Source organism: Rhodococcus sp. GQ147 (genome assembly GCF_059759155.1).
In genome coordinates, this window is record NZ_JCAXDU010000003.1 from 149,441 (window position 1) to 167,392 (window position 17,952).

General features: G+C 69.4%; 17 protein-coding genes. 13 read left to right on the forward strand and 4 right to left on the reverse strand.

The features are described from left to right. The first annotated feature begins 112 nt into the window (after positions 1 to 112). The 11 genes from purS to purM all read left to right on the forward strand — a co-directional run bounded on the left by purS (position 113) and on the right by purM (position 11,868). Complete coding sequence (purS, locus tag AC6CID_RS05120; protein ID WP_006551824.1) at positions 113 to 358, forward strand: phosphoribosylformylglycinamidine synthase subunit PurS; 246 nt, start codon at positions 113 to 115, stop codon at positions 356 to 358. Beyond that, positions 355 to 1,032 (forward strand): phosphoribosylformylglycinamidine synthase subunit PurQ, encoded by a 678-nt coding sequence (gene purQ, locus AC6CID_RS05125; RefSeq protein WP_006551823.1) that lies wholly within the window; start codon positions 355 to 357, stop codon positions 1,030 to 1,032. The genes purS and purQ overlap by 4 nt, the downstream gene beginning before the upstream one ends. A gap of 348 nt (positions 1,033 to 1,380) precedes the next feature. Continuing rightward, positions 1,381 to 1,731 (forward strand): VOC family protein, encoded by a 351-nt coding sequence (locus AC6CID_RS05130; RefSeq protein WP_033096835.1) that lies wholly within the window; start codon positions 1,381 to 1,383, stop codon positions 1,729 to 1,731. A 71-nt stretch (positions 1,732 to 1,802) separates the two neighbouring features. Then, positions 1,803 to 3,098 carry a M18 family aminopeptidase gene (locus AC6CID_RS05135; protein ID WP_220666534.1) on the forward strand — a complete coding sequence of 432 codons (1,296 nt, stop codon included), beginning with the start codon at positions 1,803 to 1,805 and terminating at the stop codon, positions 3,096 to 3,098. Next, entirely contained in the window at positions 3,095 to 3,769 is a 675-nt protein-coding gene (locus AC6CID_RS05140) for a Uma2 family endonuclease (protein WP_231781116.1), read from the forward strand. Before AC6CID_RS05135 ends, AC6CID_RS05140 begins: the two co-directional genes overlap by 4 nt. 67 nt (positions 3,770 to 3,836) lie before the next feature. Beyond that, the gene (gene purL / locus AC6CID_RS05145) at positions 3,837 to 6,116 is read left to right on the forward strand and encodes a phosphoribosylformylglycinamidine synthase subunit PurL (RefSeq protein ID WP_024103009.1); all 2,280 of its coding nucleotides are present in this window, start codon (positions 3,837 to 3,839) and stop codon (positions 6,114 to 6,116) included. Between the two features lie 2 nt (positions 6,117 to 6,118). Continuing rightward, entirely contained in the window at positions 6,119 to 7,894 is a 1,776-nt protein-coding gene (locus AC6CID_RS05150) for an alpha/beta hydrolase (protein WP_064061100.1), read from the forward strand. 32 nt (positions 7,895 to 7,926) lie between these two features. Further along, complete coding sequence (locus tag AC6CID_RS05155; protein ID WP_033096965.1) at positions 7,927 to 8,577, forward strand: CPBP family intramembrane glutamic endopeptidase; 651 nt, start codon at positions 7,927 to 7,929, stop codon at positions 8,575 to 8,577. Positions 8,578 to 8,588: 11 nt separating this feature from the next. After that, positions 8,589 to 8,975, forward strand: a complete 387-nt coding sequence (locus AC6CID_RS05160; protein ID WP_024103011.1) for a sterol carrier family protein — start codon at positions 8,589 to 8,591, stop codon at positions 8,973 to 8,975. A gap of 98 nt (positions 8,976 to 9,073) precedes the next feature. Further along, positions 9,074 to 10,657, forward strand: coding sequence for an amidophosphoribosyltransferase (gene purF, locus AC6CID_RS05165; protein WP_006551815.1), 1,584 nt, complete (start codon positions 9,074 to 9,076; stop codon positions 10,655 to 10,657). A gap of 137 nt (positions 10,658 to 10,794) precedes the next feature. Then, positions 10,795 to 11,868, forward strand: coding sequence for a phosphoribosylformylglycinamidine cyclo-ligase (gene purM / locus AC6CID_RS05170; RefSeq protein WP_498353655.1), 1,074 nt, complete (start codon positions 10,795 to 10,797; stop codon positions 11,866 to 11,868). Positions 11,869 to 12,093: 225 nt separating this feature from the next. Here the strand turns inward: purM and AC6CID_RS05175 are convergent, their stop codons facing one another. From AC6CID_RS05175 to ygfZ, 4 genes are all read right to left on the reverse strand, one after another. Further along, on the reverse strand, positions 12,094 to 12,285 hold the full coding sequence (locus AC6CID_RS05175; RefSeq protein WP_006551813.1) for a DUF3073 domain-containing protein: 192 nt from the start codon (positions 12,283 to 12,285) through the stop codon (positions 12,094 to 12,096). Between the two features lie 194 nt (positions 12,286 to 12,479). Further along, positions 12,480 to 13,460 (reverse strand): asparaginase, encoded by a 981-nt coding sequence (locus AC6CID_RS05180; protein ID WP_006551812.1) that lies wholly within the window; start codon positions 13,458 to 13,460, stop codon positions 12,480 to 12,482. After that, the gene (locus tag AC6CID_RS05185; RefSeq protein ID WP_024103012.1) at positions 13,457 to 14,161 is read right to left on the reverse strand and encodes an MOSC domain-containing protein; all 705 of its coding nucleotides are present in this window, start codon (positions 14,159 to 14,161) and stop codon (positions 13,457 to 13,459) included. The genes AC6CID_RS05180 and AC6CID_RS05185 overlap by 4 nt, the downstream gene beginning before the upstream one ends. Further along, entirely contained in the window at positions 14,158 to 15,288 is a 1,131-nt protein-coding gene (ygfZ, locus tag AC6CID_RS05190) for a CAF17-like 4Fe-4S cluster assembly/insertion protein YgfZ (RefSeq protein WP_006551810.1), read from the reverse strand. Before ygfZ ends, AC6CID_RS05185 begins: the two co-directional genes overlap by 4 nt. A 56-nt stretch (positions 15,289 to 15,344) precedes the next feature. Between ygfZ and AC6CID_RS05195 the strand changes: the two genes are divergently transcribed. Continuing rightward, positions 15,345 to 16,199: an aminodeoxychorismate lyase gene (locus AC6CID_RS05195; RefSeq protein ID WP_024103013.1), complete on the forward strand. Its 855-nt coding sequence runs from the start codon at positions 15,345 to 15,347 to the stop codon at positions 16,197 to 16,199. Between the two features lie 241 nt (positions 16,200 to 16,440). Further along, positions 16,441 to 17,940, forward strand: coding sequence for a cytochrome ubiquinol oxidase subunit I (locus tag AC6CID_RS05200; RefSeq protein ID WP_006551808.1), 1,500 nt, complete (start codon positions 16,441 to 16,443; stop codon positions 17,938 to 17,940). The last annotated feature ends 12 nt before the right edge of the window (positions 17,941 to 17,952 follow it).

Genomic DNA, 17,952 nt, shown 5'->3' on the forward strand with positions numbered 1-17,952 from the left:
TCTCGCACGAGGAGGACCTCGGCCGATGCCCTTCCCGGTGGCCACGGCCGGTAAACTGCTGGATGTCCGGTGTCCGTCCCCGGGCGTCAGCACTACTACCGAGGAGCAGCACGTGGCGCGTGTCGTCGTCGAAGTCATGCCCAAAGCCGAGATTCTCGACCCCCAGGGTCAGGCCATCACCGGGGCGCTGTCGCGGCTGGGCTTCGCGGGCGTGACCGACGTCCGTCAGGGTAAGCGTTTCGAGCTCGAAGTCGACGGCAGCGTCGGCGACGAGGAGCTCGAGAAGATCGCCGAGTCGTTGCTCGCCAACACGGTGATCGAGGACTGGGCCATCCGGCGGATCGACGGTGACGCATGAGCGCACGCATCGGAGTCATCACCTTCCCGGGCACGCTCGACGACGTCGACGCCTCCCGCGCGGTGAAGCTCGCCGGTGGTGAGGCCGTGAGCCTGTGGCACGGGGACGCCGATCTCAAGGGGGTCGACGCGGTGATCGTGCCCGGCGGCTTCTCCTACGGCGACTACCTGCGCTGCGGTGCCATCGCACGGTTCGCACCGGTGATGGGCAAGGTCGTCGAGGCCGCGCAGAAGGGCATGCCCGTCCTCGGCATCTGCAACGGCTTCCAGGTGCTGTGCGAGGCGGGTCTGCTGCCCGGCGCGCTCACCCGCAACGCCGGTCTGCACTTCGTCTGCCGCGACGAGTGGCTGAAGGTCGAGTCGAACACCACCGCGTGGACCTCGCGCTACGAGGCCGGCGCCGAGATCCTCATCCCGCTCAAGTCGGGTGAGGGCCGCTACCAGGCATCGGAGAAGGTGCTCGACGAGCTCGAGGGTGAAGGTCGCGTGGTGTTCCGCTTCGCGGGCGACAACCCGAACGGTTCGCAGCGCGGCATCGCCGGCATCTCGTCGGCGAACGGCCGGGTCGTCGGTCTCATGCCGCACCCCGAGCACGCCACCGAGGCGCTCACCGGCCCCAGCGATGACGGACTCGGCATGTTCTACAGCGTGCTGGACGCGGTCGTCAACGCGTGACCGCCTGACCGGAATTTTCCGGCGAAGCCCCCATCGACCCTCCCGGGTCGTGGGGGCGTCGCTCGTTCCGGCGGGCTCGAGGAATCCTTCGAACCGAAGTTCCGGGACAGGAGAGACGGAACGAGGGACCCCGCCACCGTCCCGATCGGCTGCGGAATCCCTCGTCCCTACAACCCGGAGCTCGACCCCCCGATCAAGTCCCGGGCGCGATGTCGTCGTCATCCCCCATGCGCGACATCGCGGATCAGTCTGCCGGAGCCGAATCGTCTTGTCCTGAGTAGGACTACCCAAATCGGGCCTGTCCGTCGACGGGCGTTGCGTGTCGGTCCCCGGCGGTACCGTCGCGCCATGACAGCGACCATTGCGATGATCACCTTCGACACGACCGATCCGGCTCCGATCGCGAGATGGTGGGCCGGGCGTACGGGCGGCCGCATCGAGCAGGAGAACGACGGCTGGTTCTTCATCGTTGCCCTGCCACAGGGCATCAGGCTGGGCTTCCAGAAGGTGTCCGATCCGACACCCGGGAAGAACCGCGTGCACCTCGATCTCGCCGCCCCCGACCTCGACGCCGAGGTCGAGCGCTTCGTGCAGGCCGGCGCGAAGGAGGTCCACCGCGAGGACATGGGCGACGACTTCCGCTGGGTGACGCTCGCCGACCCCGAGGGCAACCTGTTCTGCGTCGCCGAGGGGCACTGACACTCGTACGAGGAGAGCGGGCCGGCGCTTTCGGTCGGCGGTCCCGCTGTCCGTGATGCGAAGATGCAGTCATGTCTTCCACGCGTGCCGATGCTCGGGGTCTCTGTAATTTCGTCGACCTGTCGCCGTCGCCGTTCCACGTCTGCGCCACCGTCGCCGCGGCGCTGACCGAGGCGGGCTTCGTCGAACTGCACGAGCAGCAGGCCTGGCCCTCCGAACCGGGACGTTTCTTCCTGGTACGCGGCGGGTCGCTGATCGCATGGAGCACCGAGGGTGTCGCCGACGATCCGGCCGCACCCTTCCGCATCGTCGGCGGGCACACCGACAGCCCCAACCTGCGCGTCAAGCAGCATCCCGACCTCACATCGGCGGGCTGGCGGATGGTGGGACTCGAACCGTACGGCGGTGCGTGGCTCAACTCGTGGCTCGACCGCGACCTCGGCATCTCCGGCCGCTTCACCGTGCGCGCGGCGGAGACGACCGAGGACGTCCTCGTCCGAGTCGACGCGCCGGTCCTGCGTGTCCCGCAGCTCGCCATCCACCTGTCCGAGGACCGCAAGGGCGTCCAGCTCGATCCGCAGCGCCACGTCAACGGCGTCTGGGGAGTCGGCACCGAACCGCGCTCGTTCATCGCGTGGGTCGCCGAGCAGCACGGAATCGACCCGGGCGCGGTGCTCGGCTGGGAACTGATGACCCACGACCTCGCACCGAGCGCGGTCGTCGGGCCGGGCCGCGACCTGGTCAGCGCACCGCGTCTCGACAACCAGGGCACCTGCTACGCCGGACTGCACGCCCTTCTCGCCGCCGCGGAACACGTCGCAGCGCACGGTGGCCCGATGCCGCTCCTCGCCCTGTTCGACCATGAGGAGGTCGGCAGCATGTCCGACCGCGGCGCCTTCTCGGAACTGCTCGACACCGTCCTCGAACGGATCGTCCTGCTCCGGGGTGGCGGCCGGGAGGAGTTCCTCCGCGCCCGCGCCGGCTCGATCGTCGCGTCCGGCGACATGGCGCACGCCACGCACCCCAACTACCCCGAGCGGCATGAACCCGCCCACCGCATCGCGGTCAACGGCGGACCGGTCCTGAAGGTGAACCAGAACCTGCGCTACGCGAGCGACGCGACCGGCGCCGGAGCCTTCGTGCTGGCCTGCGAGCAGGCGGGGGTCCCGCTGCAGCGGTACGTGCACCGCGCCGACCTGCCGTGCGGCTCGACGATCGGCCCGATCACCGCGTCGAGGACCGGCATCACGACCGTCGACGTCGGCGCCCCGCAGCTCGCCATGCACTCGGCGCGCGAGTTCATGGGCGCGGACGACGTGGCGAGCTATGCGCAGGCCCTGACCGCTTTCCTGACCCCGGCATCGTGACCGCGTTCGCCCGCCCCGAAGCACCCGCCGGTGACACACTGAAGACGGTCGTGTCCGGTCGGAGAGAACGGGGGAATGCAGTGGACGTCCCGTCCTACCCCGATCATCTGCTGTCCCTCGACGAGTGGGCGGCCCTGCCCGAATCCGACGGGCACCATGTGGAGGTGTGTGAGGGCGTGCTCCTCGCCGCGCCCGCGCCGGGGGCGGCGCACGATCATGCCGCGGTGACCCTGGCGTTGCTCCTCGACGAGAAGCTGCCCGACGAATGGTGCGCGCTCGGAGGCGTCGAGGTGCTGGTCGCGGAGAAGCCGCTGACGGTGCGGTGCCCCGACGTGATCGTCGTGGGACGCTCCCTCGTCGACGCCGATCCCGATCGGGCGCCGATCTCCGAGGTGAAGCTGGTCGTGGAGGTCACCGTCGACGGCACGGCCCGCACCGACCGCGTCACGAAGTTCTCCGAATACGCGGAGGCCGGCGTCCCGCAGTACTGGATCGTCGATCTCGGCGGACCACCGGTGATCGCGACCTTCACGCTCGTCGACGGGTGGTACCGATTCGACGGGGAGCACTCGGGCACCGTCACCCTCGATGCGCTGGGCACCGAGGTGGCCGTCACACCGTCGGGGTTCGTGCCCGCACCGGTGAACCCCGTCGCGCCTGCACAACGATAGACTGATCCGCGGCAGTTCCCGCCCGGCCTGCCGTTTTCGATCCCAGAGTGAAGGGACCCGACGCCCAGTGTCACCGCACGTGGATACCGTCTCCCACGCCGCCGAAACCCCCGACGCCGCTCAGCCCTATCGGGAGCTGGGTCTGAAGGAAGACGAGTACACCCGGATCAAGGAGATCCTGGGCCGTCGCCCCACCGACGCCGAACTCGCCATGTACTCGGTGATGTGGTCCGAGCACTGCTCGTACAAGTCGTCGAAGGTGCACCTGCGCTATTTCGGCGAGACCACCACCGACGAGATGCGTGAGTCGATGCTCGCGGGCATCGGTGAGAACGCCGGCGTCGTCGACATCGGCGACGGCTGGGCCGTCACCTTCAAGGTCGAGTCGCACAACCACCCGTCCTACATCGAGCCGTACCAGGGCGCCGCGACCGGCGTGGGCGGCATCGTCCGCGACATCATGGCCATGGGCGCCCGCCCGATCGCCGTGATGGACCAGCTCCGCTTCGGCGCCGCCGATCACCCCGACACCCGTCGCGTCGTCGACGGTGTCGTGCGCGGTGTCGGCGGCTACGGCAACTCCCTGGGCCTGCCCAACGTCGGTGGCGAGACCGTCTTCGACGCCTCCTACCAGGGCAACCCGCTCGTGAACGCGCTGTGCGCGGGTGCGATGCGCGTGGAGGACCTGCACCTCGCCCACGCTTCCGGCACGGGCAACAAGGTCATCCTGTTCGGCGCCCGCACCGGCCTCGACGGCATCGGCGGCGTATCCGTCCTCGCCTCCGAGACCTTCGACGACAGCGCCGGCGGCCGCCCCAAGAAGCTCCCGAGCGTGCAGGTGGGCGACCCCTTCACCGAGAAGGTGCTCATCGAGTGCTGCCTCGACCTCTACCGCGAGAAGCTCGTCGTCGGCATCCAGGACCTCGGCGGTGCCGGTCTGTCCTGCGCGACCTCCGAGCTCGCCGCCGCCGGCGACGGTGGCATGCACATCAACCTCGAGCGTGTCCCGACGCGCGCGAAGGGCATGACCCCGGCCGAGGTGCTGTCCTCGGAGTCGCAGGAACGCATGTGCGCGGTCGTCACGCCCGACAACGTCGATGCCTTCATGGACGTCTGCAAGAAGTGGGACGTCCTGGCCACCGTCATCGGTGAGGTCACCGACGGCGACCGCCTCGTCATCGACTGGCACGGCGAGACCGTCGTCGACGTGCCGCCGCGCACGGTCGCGCACGAGGGCCCGGTCTACGAGCGCCCCGTCGAGCGCCCGGCCTCGCAGGACGAGCTGATCGCGAACACCACCGCCGGCCTGAAGCGTCCGGAGACCGCCGACGAGCTGCGCGAGACGCTGCTGAAGATGCTCGCGTCGCCGGCGCTGTGCAGCCGCAAGTGGATCACCGAGCAGTACGACCGCTACGTGCGCGGCAACACGGTGCTCGCCGAGAACGCCGACGCCGGTGTGGTCCGTATCGACGAGGAGACCGGCCGCGGCATCGCGCTCGCGACCGACGCTTCGGGCCGCTACACGCAGCTCGATCCGTACACGGGCGCCCAGCTCGCCCTCGCCGAGGCCTACCGCAACGTCGCCGTCACCGGTTCGACGCCGAAGGCCGTCTCGAACTGCCTGAACTTCGGTTCGCCCGAGGACCCCGGCGTGATGTGGCAGTTCCAGCAGGCCGTGCGCGGCCTCGCGGACGGCTGCGCGAAGCTCGGCATCCCCGTCACCGGTGGCAACGTCAGCTTCTACAACCAGACCGGCGCCACCGCGATCCTGCCGACCCCGGTCGTCGCGGTGCTCGGTGTGATCGACGATGTGCACCGTCGCATCCCCACCGGCGTCGGCCTCGAGCCGGGCGAGACGCTGATCCTGCTCGGCGAGACCCGCGACGAGTTCGACGGCTCCATCTGGGCGCAGGTCGAACACGACCACCTCGGTGGTGTCCCGCCGAAGGTCGATCTCGACCGTGAGCGGCTGCTGTCGGAGATCCTCACCGCCGGTTCGCGCGACGGCCTGATCTCCGCCGCACACGACCTGTCCGAGGGTGGTCTCGCGCAGGCCGTCGTCGAGGCCGCACTCGCGGGCGAGACCGGCTGCCGCGTGCTGCTCCCCGAGGGCGCCGATCCGTTCGTGACGTTGTTCTCCGAATCTGCCGGCCGCGTGCTCGTGGCCGTGCCGCGCACCGAGGAATCGCGCTTCACGGGCATGTGCACCGCACGCAACATGCCGTGGGTGCGCATCGGCGTCGTCGACGAGGGATCCGACTCCGTCGAGATCCAGGGCCTGTTCTCGATCCCCATGACCGAGCTGCGCGAGGTGTGGGAAGGGACCCTGCCTGCCCTGTTCGGGTAACCGTGCCGGCCACCCAGGTCGATCGACTGGCGGCGTTCGAGGCCCGGCAGGGCCGGATCATCGCCGCGGTCACCGACTTCGGTGAGCGCCACCCCCTCACCGCGCGGGTGTGGGGGTGGCTCGGCCTGGACTTCACGGGCGTCGCCTTCGCCGCGCTGTTCTTCTGCTGGTCGCTGACGCCGTCGCTGCTTCCACGCGACTGGCTCTTCCAGGGCCTGATCGGCGGCATCAACGCCGCGATCGGGTACGGCGTCGGATGCGTCGTCGGCTGGCCCGTGGCCCGCTTCCTGCTCCCCGCGTGGCGATGGTGGCCGCCGCCGCTGCCTGTGCTGCGTGCCATCAAGGTCGCGGTTCCGGTCGCGGCCGTTCTCGCGTCGCTCGTCGCGCTCGTGCTCTCCGCCGGTGAGCAACGCCAGCTCGCCGCCTTGATGGGTGTCGAGGGCACCACGACCTCGGGATATCTGCGCACCATCGTGCTGAGCGTCGCGGTCGCTGCCGCCCTCATCGCTCTGTGGCGCGGGTTGCGCGACATCGTCCGCTGGGTGTCGATGCTGCTCATGCGCCGCACCCGGATGCCGCTCGGTCTCGCCCGCACGCTCGGCGTTCTCGTCGTCGTGCTGGCGACCTTCATGCTCATCGACGGCGTGCTCGTCCGAGGCTCCTACGCGATCGTCAATCAGGCGTTCGGCCTGGAGGACGACACCACTCGTCCCGGGGCGATCCAACCGGTCGACCCCGCAAAGTCCGGCAGTCCCGAGTCCCTCGCGGCCTGGGAGACGCTCGGATTCGAGGGTCGCAACTTCGTCTCGCGAGGACTCGACGCCGAGGAACTGACCGCCGTCAACGGCAGTCCCGCACCGGAACCGATCCGCGTGTACGTCGGTCTCGACACCGCACCCACCCCGGAAGAACGCATCGACCTCGTCCTCGCGGAACTCGAGCGGACCGGTGCCTTCGACCGCTCGACGCTCGTCCTGATCCCCACCACCGGCACCGGCTGGGTCAATCCCACCGCGGCCCGCGCGATGGAGCTCGTGCACAACGGCGACCTGGCGATGGTGGCCTGGCAGTACTCCTACCTCCCGAGCTGGATCTCCTTCCTCGCCGACCGTGAGAAGGCTGCGGCCGCAGGCAAGATGCTGATCGAGCGGGTACACGAACGCTGGTCGCAGCTGCCCGAGGACGACCGCCCCGATCTGTTCCTCTACGGCGAGAGCCTCGGCACGCAGTCGGGGGAGGGTGCCTTCGACAGCCTTGCCGAGATCCGCGCCCAGATGGACGGGGTGTTGTGGGTGGGCCCGCCCAACTCCAACCGTCTGTGGCGGCAGCTCGTCGAGCGCCGCGATCCCGGCACGACCGAGGTGCAACCGGTGTACGCGGACGGTCTCGTCGTGCGCTTCGCAGACAGCCGGGAGGCGATCCACGAGCCCGACACACCGTGGCTGTCGCCGCGCGTGCTCTACATCCAGCACGCCTCGGATCCCGTCGTCTGGTGGTCGCCGGACCTGTTGTTCTCCCGCCCCGACTGGCTGTCGGAGCCGCCCGGACGCGACCGGCTGCCGCAGATGCGGTGGTTCCCCTTCGTCACCTTCTGGCAGGTCTCCGCAGACCTCACCAACGCTGCCGGCGTCCCCGACGGACACGGCCACAACTACGGGTCGGCGGTGCTCGAGGGATGGATCGAGATCACCCAGCCCGAGGGCTGGAGCGAGAACGACACCGAGCGGGTGCGCATCGCCCTCGAGGCGTTCGCGGAGGACGACGGGCCCGAGAAATGACATCGCGAGTCGCTGCAGTGACCGGTTCCGCCATGAGCTGCACCGCTGCGGGATGTGCCGCCGCGCTGGTCGCGTGGAACAACCTCGTCCTCCCGGCGATGGATCTCGGTCCGCGCGGCCGGGCCGCAGCGAACGCCGGATTCGGTGTCGCGCTCGCCGCGGCGACCCGCGCGGCCGGGGTCTCCGCAACCGAGCTCGGCTGGCGCGGGGCAGGGAAGGGCCTGCGGTGGGGGACCGCGTCGGTGGTCCTGCCCGTCGCGGCCTACACGGTGATGCTCGCCGTCCCACCCGTACGACGGCGGATGGCCGCCGGAGCGCGACGCGCCGACCACACCGAGTGGGTCTTCGTGCACATCCCCTTCGGGACGGTCCTGGCCGAGGAGCTGCTGTTCCGATCGGTTCTGTACGCCCTGACCCGCCGCGAGTCACGGAGGTGGCACCGGGTGCTGACCTCGGTAGCCTTCGGGCTCTGGCACGTCGCCCCCGCCCGGCACGCCGGGGACTCGGTGCCCGGAACCGTCGCGCTCACCGCCCTGAGCGGGGTGGTGTTCGACGAACTGCGACGACGGACCGGCAGCGTCGTCGCGCCGATGCTCCTGCACCTGGCGATCAACGCCGGCGGGGCCGTCGCCGTGGGCATCGCGACGAGGCTGCGTACTTCCGAGCGCGACGCGCGTCGCTAGGGTGTGCTGCCATGGCACCCCGGAGACCCGTCGACCCCGCCGAACTGCGCGCAGCTCTCGAACGGGTGGGTCCGTGGATGAGGGGGGAGAGCGACGAGAAACCGCCGCGCTCCGATCTCGCCGCCGCTGTGCGGCTCAGTGCCCGCAGCCTCGAGCAGATAGCCCCTGGGTCGAGTGTGGAGGTCAGGGTGCCGCCTTTCGTGGCCGTCCAGTGCATCGAAGGCCCGCGTCACACGCGGGGGACACCACCGAACGTCGTCGAGACCGATCCGCGGACGTGGCTGCGTCTGGTGGTCGGCAGCATCGATTTCGCCGGGGCCGTGGACTCGGGTGCGGTGGAGGCGTCGGGTGGGCGCGCAGCGGAGATCGGACGGCTGCTCCCGATCGCCCGACTCTGACGTTTGCCGGGGTTCACGCCGGGCGTCCGGGAAGAAGCACCCCGCGCTGCCCGTAGAATGGGGGGAGCCCCGCTTGTCCAGCCTCAGGGAGCACGTCCGTGACCAGTGCCGATCTGTCGGTCCACACACGTAATCTTCTCGCCTCCACCGAACCCGAGAACGAACCCCGCGAAGAGTGCGGAGTGTTCGGAGTGTGGGCTCCCGGCGAGGACGTGTCGAAGCTCACTTACTACGGTCTCTATGCGCTGCAGCACCGAGGGCAGGAAGCTGCGGGCATCGCCGTGGCCGACGGTTCGCAGGTGCTCGTGTTCAAGGATCTCGGTCTCGTCAGCCAGGTCTTCGACGAGCAGACGCTCGCCGCGATGACCGGCCACATCGCCATCGGCCACTGCCGTTATTCCACAACCGGGTCGACGACCTGGGAGAACGCGCAGCCGATCTTCCGCACCACCGCCGCCGGCTCGGGCGTCGCGCTCGGCCACAACGGCAACCTCGTCAACACCGCCGAACTCGCCGAACGCGGACGTCGTCTCGGCGTGCTCGATCCCACACGGCCCGGTGCGGCGAACTCCGACTCCGACACCGTCGGTGCGTTGCTCGCTCACGGCGCGAAGGACAGCACGATCGAAGAGGCCGCGATGAAGCTGCTCCCGCAGCTGCGCGGCGCGTTCTGCCTGACCTTCATGGACGAGCACACCCTCTACGCGGCCCGCGACCCCTGGGGTATCCGCCCGCTGTGCCTCGGACGCCTCGACCGCGGCTGGGTCGTCGCCAGCGAGACCGCCGCCCTCGATATCGTCGGTGCCTCCTTCGTTCGCGACATCGAGCCCGGCGAACTGCTCGCGATCGACGCGGACGGTGTGCGCTCGTCGCGCTTCGCGAACCCCGAACCCAAGGGCTGCGTCTTCGAGTACGTCTACCTCGCGCGCCCCGACTCGACCATCGCCGGTCGCTCCGTCCACGCGACCCGCGTGGAGATCGGCCGCCGGCTCGCGAAGGAACACCCGATCGACGGCGATCTGGTCATCCCGGTACCCGAGTCGGGCACCCCGGCCGCCGTCGGTTACGCGCAGGGCTCGGGGATCCCGTACGGCCAGGGCCTGATGAAGAACGCCTACGTCGGCCGCACCTTCATCCAGCCCAGCCAGACCATCCGCCAGCTCGGTATCAGGCTCAAGCTCAACCCGCTGCGCGAGGTGATCCGCGGTAAGCGCCTCGTCGTCGTCGACGACTCGATCGTGCGTGGCAACACCCAGCGCGCCCTGATCCGCATGCTGCGCGAGGCCGGTGCTCTCGAGATCCACGTGCGCATCGCCTCGCCGCCGGTCAAGTGGCCCTGCTTCTACGGCATCGACTTCGCGTCGCCGGCCGAGCTGATCGCCAACGGTGCAGGTACCCGCGACACCGTCGAGGAGGGGCACGACTACGACGAGATGGTCGAGATGGTGCGCAGGTCGATCGGTGCCGACTCGCTCGGCTACATCTCGATCGACGGCATGATCGGCGCCACCGAGCAGCCCGCATCCCGTTTGTGCGCTGCATGTTTCGACGGCCACTACCCGATCGCACTCCCCAGCGAACATCAGGCGGGCAAGGACGTCCTCGCCGGCGTCGTCGACACCGATTCGGCCACCCCGACCGTGTTGGACAACGACAACGCGGACGTTCTCAGTCGGCCGTAGAAGCTGGTCGGGTACCGTAAGTGCCGCGGTCGGCACGGTTCGGCGTGCGTTTCGCATGCCCGGACGCAGGTGTGCCTGCCCGCATGTAGCCAGATATTTCACGACAAGACACAACTCGAGGCTGGAGCCGACAACTCATGACCGAGGACGCAACCCCCGGAGCTTCCTACGCCGCGGCGGGCGTGGACATCGAGGCCGGTGACCGAGCCGTCGAACTGTTCGCCCCGCACGCGAAGAGGGCCACCCGCCCGGAGGTCATGGGCGGCCTGGGTGGGTTCGCCGGTCTGTTCGCGCTCAAGGACGGATACGAGGAGCCGCTGCTCGCGGCGTCCACCGACGGTGTCGGCACCAAGCTCGCGGTGGCGCAGGCACTCGACAAGCACGACACGGTCGGTCTCGACCTCGTCGCCATGGTCGTCGACGACCTTGTGGTCTGCGGCGCCGAGCCGCTCTTCCTGCAGGACTACATCGCCGTCGGTCGCGTGGTGCCCGAGCGGGTCGCGGAGATCGTCGCCGGCATCGCCGAGGGCTGCGTCCAGGCCGGTTGCGCGCTGCTCGGTGGCGAGACCGCCGAGCACCCGGGCGTCATGGCGGCCGACGACTACGACCTGTCCGCGACCGGCGTGGGTGTCGTCGAGGCCCAGAAGCTGCTCGGACCCGACCGCGTGCGCCCCGGCGACGTCGTCATCGCGATGGGCGCCTCGGGTCTGCACTCGAACGGCTACTCGCTCGCCCGCAAGGTGCTGCTCGACATCGGCAAGATGAGCCTGACGGCGCACGTCGACGAGTTCGGTCGCACCCTCGGCGAGGAGCTGCTCGAGCCCACCCGTATCTACGCCAAGGACTGCCTCGCGCTCGCCGCCGAGACCGAGGTGCGTACCTTCTGCCACGTCACCGGTGGTGGTCTCGCCGCGAACCTCGCGCGCGTGATGCCCAAGGGGCTCGTCGCAGAGCTCGACCGCACCACCTGGAGCCCGGCTCCGGTTTTCGGCCTCATCGCGCAGCGCGGACGGGTCGAGCGGGTCGAGATGGAAAAGACCTTCAACATGGGCGTCGGCATGGTGGCCATCGTGGCCCCCGAGGACGTCGACCGGGCTCTGGCGGTGCTCACCGCCCGGCACATCGACTGCTGGACGCTCGGCACGGTCCGCAAGGCGCAGGACGGCGCCGACGAGCGCGCGGTGCTGCTCGGAGACCACCCGCGCTTCTGACGGGCGCGCGTCGCCCGACGCGAACACGACGAAAGGCCGGTTCCCCCAGAATGAATGGGGGAACCGGCCTCTCGGCTACTGCCGTGTTGTGAACTCGGAAGTCACAGGCTCGAAGGCTGCGGACGGTGACGAGCGCCGTCCGGCCTCGCGTCGAACGCCGACCACACCACCGACGGAGGGGGAGCCGAAAGTCGGCCTCCCCCTCCGTCGGAGAGTGATATCAGGTCAGCGACGCCAGTCGTCGTCGTAGTCGTCGTCCCAACCGGAACGTTGCTCGGCGAAGACTTCGTCCCGCTGCGAGTTGGTTGCTCCGCCAGACAGCTCTCGCTGGAGGCTCTCGAAGTCGGTGGACGGCGAGCTGTACTTGAGTTGCCGTGCAACCTTGGTCTGCTTTGCCTTAGCCCGGCCGCGGCCCATGGCCAACCCCCTCGCGCTTTGACGGGGCGGCCTGGGGAAAAGTGGCGGCCCCGGTGTGTTGAGTATTTTCCTGACGCCCACTTTAGCGTGGAAACTTCGGTTGCGCCTCCACACACCCGGCTGGGCCGGTGTCCGTTACGCCTCATAACGACCCGACCTGCATGAATGCTGTTGAAATGTGATAGAGATGCCCTTCAGAACACCCCCGGGACGGCCCGGACGGTGCCGACTCGCACGCCACCACCGAAGACCGGTGCCGACGAGAGCACCGCCAGCCGTTCGGAATCGAAGGTCGCGGCGTTCGCGGCGGCACCCGCTCCGAGGCGGTGGAGCAGGGCCGCGGTGAGCGGGAGGCGTGCCCGCTCGTGCCCGTCGTCGATCTTGAAGGCGAAAGATGTGCCGTCCGGCAGCGCGCCGGCGTGGATCCCGTCGGCGCCCGCCTTGCACAGCAGACCGCCCACCGCGCGCATGAGCTTCAGATCGTCCTTGCCGGTGCCGGAGATCAGGAACGGATGCTCGCGCACCGCGTCGGCGACGGCGCGCTCGGGCGTGCCGACCTCCGCCGTCGCGAGCCGCGAGTAGGCGCGGGCGAGATTGAACAGGGGGACGGGCACGATCGGCAGACCACAGCCGTCGATTCCGAGATCGGTGTCCTCGATGTCGCCGGTCAGTTCGAGGATCGTCTCGGTCACCAGCTGCTGCAGCGGGTGGCCGGCGTCGGTGTAGCCGTCGGTGTCCCAGCCGTTCGCCGCGCACGCCGCGAGCATCGCCGCGTGCTTGCCCGAGCAGTTCATGTAGATCGACCGCGGCGTGCGTCCGGCGGCGAGCACCTCGGCGCGGGTGAGTTCGTTGCCGGGCAGATCCGTCGGGCAGCGCAGGTCCTTCTCGGTGAAACCGGCACCGGACAGGATCCGCTCGACGGCCTCCACGTGGTCGGCCTCACCTTCGTGCGACGCCGTGGCGATCGCGAGTTCGGCGGAGTCGCGGGGGACGAAGCCGGCGCGCAGCAGCGCGACCGCCTGCATCGGCTTGTTCGACGACCGCGGATAGATCGGCGTGTGCACCTCGCCCAGCGAGACGAGGACCTCGCCGTCCGGGTCCAGAACGATCAGCGAGCCGCGGTGGATGCACTCCCGGAAGCCCGAGCGCACCACCTCGACCAGTTCGACGCTCAACGACTCTCTCCCTTCCGTGCCCGCCCCTCCTGTGGTCGTCCGGCGAGGCGGCGGGCCTTGTCGGCGACGCTGGGAGCGATGTCGGCCTGCTGCTCGAGCATCGCGGCGACCCGCTCGTGGCCCTGCCCGGTGAACAGATCGCGCACCGTGGCCGCGTGGGAGGGGACGTGCTCGACGACGATGCGGTCGCCCGCGGCCACCGGTCCCTCGGAGATCACCTTCAGGTACGCGCCGCAATCGCCGCGAGCGACGAACCGGGTGGCCCAGTCGCCCTCCTCCGAACGGATCGCGAAGGTGCGGCAAGGGGTACGGGGGCCGGTCACCTCGAGGAGCAGACCGCCGTCGCCGACGCGCCACCGCTCGCCGATGACGGCGTCGGTGGGGGAGAACCCGGCGACGTGCAGATTCTCGCCGAACCAGCCGATGGGCAGTTCCCGGTCGAGTTCGGTGCCCCAGCGGCGCGACTCGTCCTGAGAGAAGGCGTAGACGGCCTTGTGGACGCCGCCGTGGTTGGCGGTGTCGCACTGGCGGTCGCCGGTCAAGCCGAGCTCGCCGACGTGCACCGGCCCGTCGACGGGACGCTTGTCGATCGCGGTGACGGGATTACGCCGCAGTCCGGTCTCGTGCAGCGTGTGCACGACGCAGACCGCTGCGACGGTCCCCGAGGTCGCCGGCCGCGTGCCGGCCGTCTCGGCGGTCACCGGCCGCGCAATCGGTCGACCGCCGCCCTTCCTGCCTGGATGCCGTCGTCGGGAGGGATGGAGTCGGGGTCGATGGACGCCGCGCACGGTCCTGCGACGAGGGCCGTGTCGGGCGTGATGGTGCGCTTGACGAGCGCAAGCGCGATCGGCCCGAGTTCGTGATGGTCGACGATCGTGCCGATGCGTCCGACCGCGCGACCTCCGGCGGTGATGTCGTCGCCCGTCTCGGGTCGTCCGTCGGCCGAGCCGTCGAGATGGAGAAGGACGAGATGTCGCGGGGGCTTGCCGAGGTTGTGGACCCGCGCGACGGTCTCCTGACCGCGGTAGCAGCCCTTGTCGAGGTGGACGGCGCCGTACTGCTCGGGTCCGCCGACCCAGCGGGCCTCGTGGGGGATGGTGCGCTCGTCGGTGTCGACACCGATCCGGGGACGGACCGCTTCGACGCGCAGGGCCTCGAACGCCCAGCTGCCGGCCGGACGCGCGCCGGCGTCCCGCAGGGCGGTGAAGATCGCGGTGAGCGACTCGCGTGGCACCAGGAGGTCGAAGGAGTGCTCGGTGGGCCACGGCATGCGGCGGACGAAGCCACCGGCGGGCAGGGCGACGGCGGCATAGGGTTCGGCCGGCAGCGCGTCGATCCCGAGCACGGCGAGCACGGCGGGGCTGCCGGCGTCCGGCCCGAGGAGGCTCAGGACCGCGAGTTCGTTGCCGTCGCGGGGTTCTGCCTTCGCCCAGAACACCATCTTCTTCAGGAAGGCCAGCAGGTCGGGTCCGCGGTCGGCTTCGGTGTCGATCCACGTCACGCCGTCGAGGTCGGTCTGCACGAAGTGGTGTTCGACGCGGCCGTTCGCGTCGAGGCTCAGGTTCTCGGCGGAGGTGCCGTTCGGGAGCGACGCGATGTGCTGGCTGGAAATGGTGTGCAGCCAGCTCAGGCGTTCGTCGCCCGGAACAGCGAGGACGAAGCGGGTGGAACGGTCGACCACGGCGGCGGACGTGGCGGCGGCACGTTGCTCGCCGAGCGGGTCGCCGTAATGCCAGGGAAGTCCGGCATCGGGCCCGCCGGAAGGCGAGGCGACTGCGCCGGGAAGTGCGAGAAGGGCGCTTTCGGACACGATCGGAGACTCGGTCACGACACCAGTCTATGGGGAACCGGCCGACAGGTCTGCCAGTGGCTAGGCTGAGCGCCATGGCTGAGCGGGTGCTGGTGACGCTGGACGGCGAGGTGAGGGATGCGGACGCACCCCTTCTGCACGCCGACGATTTCGGTGTTCTTCGTGGCGACGGGGTGTTCGAGACGTTGCTCGTGCGAGGCGGCCGGGCGCGTGCGCTCGAACTGCATCTCGCCCGGCTCGCGGCGTCCGCGGCCGCCGCACAGTTGCCCGAACCCGATCGCGACGACTGGCGGCTCGCCGTCGACGTGGCACTCGAACAGTGGGGCGCCGAGCAGGAGGGCGTGCTGCGCCTGGTCTACACGCGTGGTCGTGAGGGCGCCGACACGCCGACGGCCTTCCTGCTCGTGACGCCGGTGGCCGAGCGTGTAGGCATCGCACGGCGCGACGGCGTGTCCGTGGTGACCCTCGAACGGGGTTTTTCGACCGATCTGGCGCAGAAGGCGCCGTGGCAGCTCCTCGGTGCCAAGACGCTGTCGTACGCGACGAACATGGCGGCACTGCGTCACGCCGAGTCGGTCGGCGCCGACGACGTGATCTTCGTCAGTGCCGAGGGCTACGTGCTCGAGGGTCCGCGGTCGACGGTGCTCGTCGCGCGTGGCCGGACATTGCTCACTCCGCCGCCGGAGCAGGGGATCCTCCCCGGCACCACGCAGCAGGCACTGTTCGACCTGGCGGGGGAGCGGGACTTCACGGTCCGGTACGAGCCGCTGCGCCCGGCGGATCTCGTCGTCGCCGACGGTCTCTGGCTGATCTCCAGCGTGGCGCTCGCGGTGCGGGTGCACACCCTCAACGGGCACGCGCTGGTCTCGCGGGTCCAGGAGGGCGAGATCGAAGGCCTCGTCGACGAGGCGGTCGACGCCGCTTCGTGAGCGAATCGGTCGATGCAGCTTCCTGAGTGGCGGCGGGTGTGCCCCCGCGGGTGATCCGTATCCGATGTGACGTGAGTCCGATGTGTCGGGCGACACGAACCTGTCCCACTTCGCGCAATCGCTACTACATTCGGTAGTAGCAAGGCCGGAGCAGTACTACCGGCGTGTCTTCGCGAACGAGAACCGCAGCGTCGGCCCCGCTCCGGATCTCCGTATCGACCGGGCCTCACTCGGAGTGGCAATGGACGTCTTGGATCTGTCCCGGTGGCAGTTCGGGATCACGACGGTGTATCACTTCATCCTCGTGCCGTTGACGATCGGCCTCGCGCCGCTCGTCGCGATCATGCAGACGATGTGGGTGGTCACCGGCAAGGATCACTGGTACCGCCTCACGAAGTTCTTCGGGAAGATGTTCCTGATCAACTTCGCGCTCGGTGTCGCGACCGGCATCGTGCAGGAATTCCAATTCGGCATGAACTGGAGCGAGTACTCCCGCTTCGTCGGCGACGTCTTCGGCGCACCCCTCGCCCTCGAAGGTCTCGTCGCCTTCTTCATGGAGTCGACCTTCCTCGGCCTGTGGATCTTCGGCTGGACGCGCCTGCCGAAACTCGTGCACCTCGCGACCATCTGGCTCGTCGCGATCGGCGTGAACGCCTCCGCCTTCTTCATCATCGCGGCGAACTCGTTCATGCAGCATCCCGTCGGGGCCACCTACAACCCCGAGACCGGCCGCGCCGAGCTGACGAGCATCTGGGAACTGCTCACCAACAACACCGCGCTCGCAGCCTTCCCCCACGCGGTCGCCGGCGGATTCCTCACCGCCGCAACCTTCGTCGCCGGCATCGGTGGCTGGTGGATGGTCCGCAACATGCGACGCGCCGCCGAGATCCGCACCTCGGAACCCGAGGAGGCCCAGCGCCTCGAGAACGACGCCCGCGGACTGTTCCGCCCCGCGACCCGCCTCGGCCTGATGGTCATGATCATCTCGGGCATCGGGTTGTTCGTCACCGGCGACGTCCAGGCCAAGCTCATGTTCGAGCAGCAACCGATGAAGATGGCCTCGGCCGAGTCGCTGTGCCACACCGAGACCGACCCCAACTTCTCGATCCTCACGATCGGCACGCACAACGACTGCGACGGCGTGATCCACGTCCTCGACGTGCCCTACGTGCTGTCCTTCCTCGCGCAGGGCGAGTTCAGCGGCGTGACCCTCCAGGGCGTCGAGGACCTGCAGGCGCAGTACGAACAGCAATTCGGCCCCGGCAACTACAAGCCCAACCTGTTCGTCACCTACTGGTCGTTCCGCGCGATGATCGGCCTCGCCGCCGGTTCCGCGGCCCTGGCCCTGGCCGGGCTGTGGGTCACCCGCGGCGGCCGGGTGCCCGACCAGAGGTGGTTCTCGACGCTGTCGCTCGTCGCGATCCCCACGCCCTTCCTCGCCAACAGTGCGGGCTGGATCTTCACCGAGATGGGCCGGCAGCCCTGGGTGGTGCATCCGAATCCCACGGGCGTGGACATGATCCGGCTCACCGTCGACCAGGGTGTCTCCGATCATGCGGCAGGAACGGTGCTCACCTCGCTGATCGCCTTCACCCTCGTCTACGCAGCGCTCGGCGTGGTGTGGTTCTGGCTCATCCGCAAGTACGCGATGGAAGGCCCGCAGGAGCACGACGCGCAACCGCCGGGCTCCGACGACGACACCGACGACACGCAGCCGAAACAGCTGTCCTTCGCGTACTAGGAGTGGGCGGAC

Bases quoted from the DNA above. Each gene is read 5' to 3' on its own strand.
- purQ (WP_006551823.1), top strand. From the start codon at position 355: ATGAGCGCACGCATCGGAGTCATCACCTTCCCGGGCACGCTCGACGAC.
- AC6CID_RS05130 (WP_033096835.1), top strand. From the start codon at position 1,381: ATGACAGCGACCATTGCGATGATCACCTTCGACACGACCGATCCGGCT.
- AC6CID_RS05135 (WP_220666534.1), top strand. From the start codon at position 1,803: ATGTCTTCCACGCGTGCCGATGCTCGGGGTCTCTGTAATTTCGTCGAC.
- AC6CID_RS05155 (WP_033096965.1), top strand. From the start codon at position 7,927: ATGAGCTGCACCGCTGCGGGATGTGCCGCCGCGCTGGTCGCGTGGAAC.
- AC6CID_RS05160 (WP_024103011.1), top strand. From the start codon at position 8,589: ATGGCACCCCGGAGACCCGTCGACCCCGCCGAACTGCGCGCAGCTCTC.
- purM (WP_498353655.1), top strand. From the start codon at position 10,795: ATGACCGAGGACGCAACCCCCGGAGCTTCCTACGCCGCGGCGGGCGTG.
- AC6CID_RS05175 (WP_006551813.1), bottom strand. From the start codon at position 12,285: ATGGGCCGCGGCCGGGCTAAGGCAAAGCAGACCAAGGTTGCACGGCAA.
- AC6CID_RS05195 (WP_024103013.1), top strand. From the start codon at position 15,345: ATGGCTGAGCGGGTGCTGGTGACGCTGGACGGCGAGGTGAGGGATGCG.
- AC6CID_RS05200 (WP_006551808.1), top strand. From the start codon at position 16,441: ATGGACGTCTTGGATCTGTCCCGGTGGCAGTTCGGGATCACGACGGTG.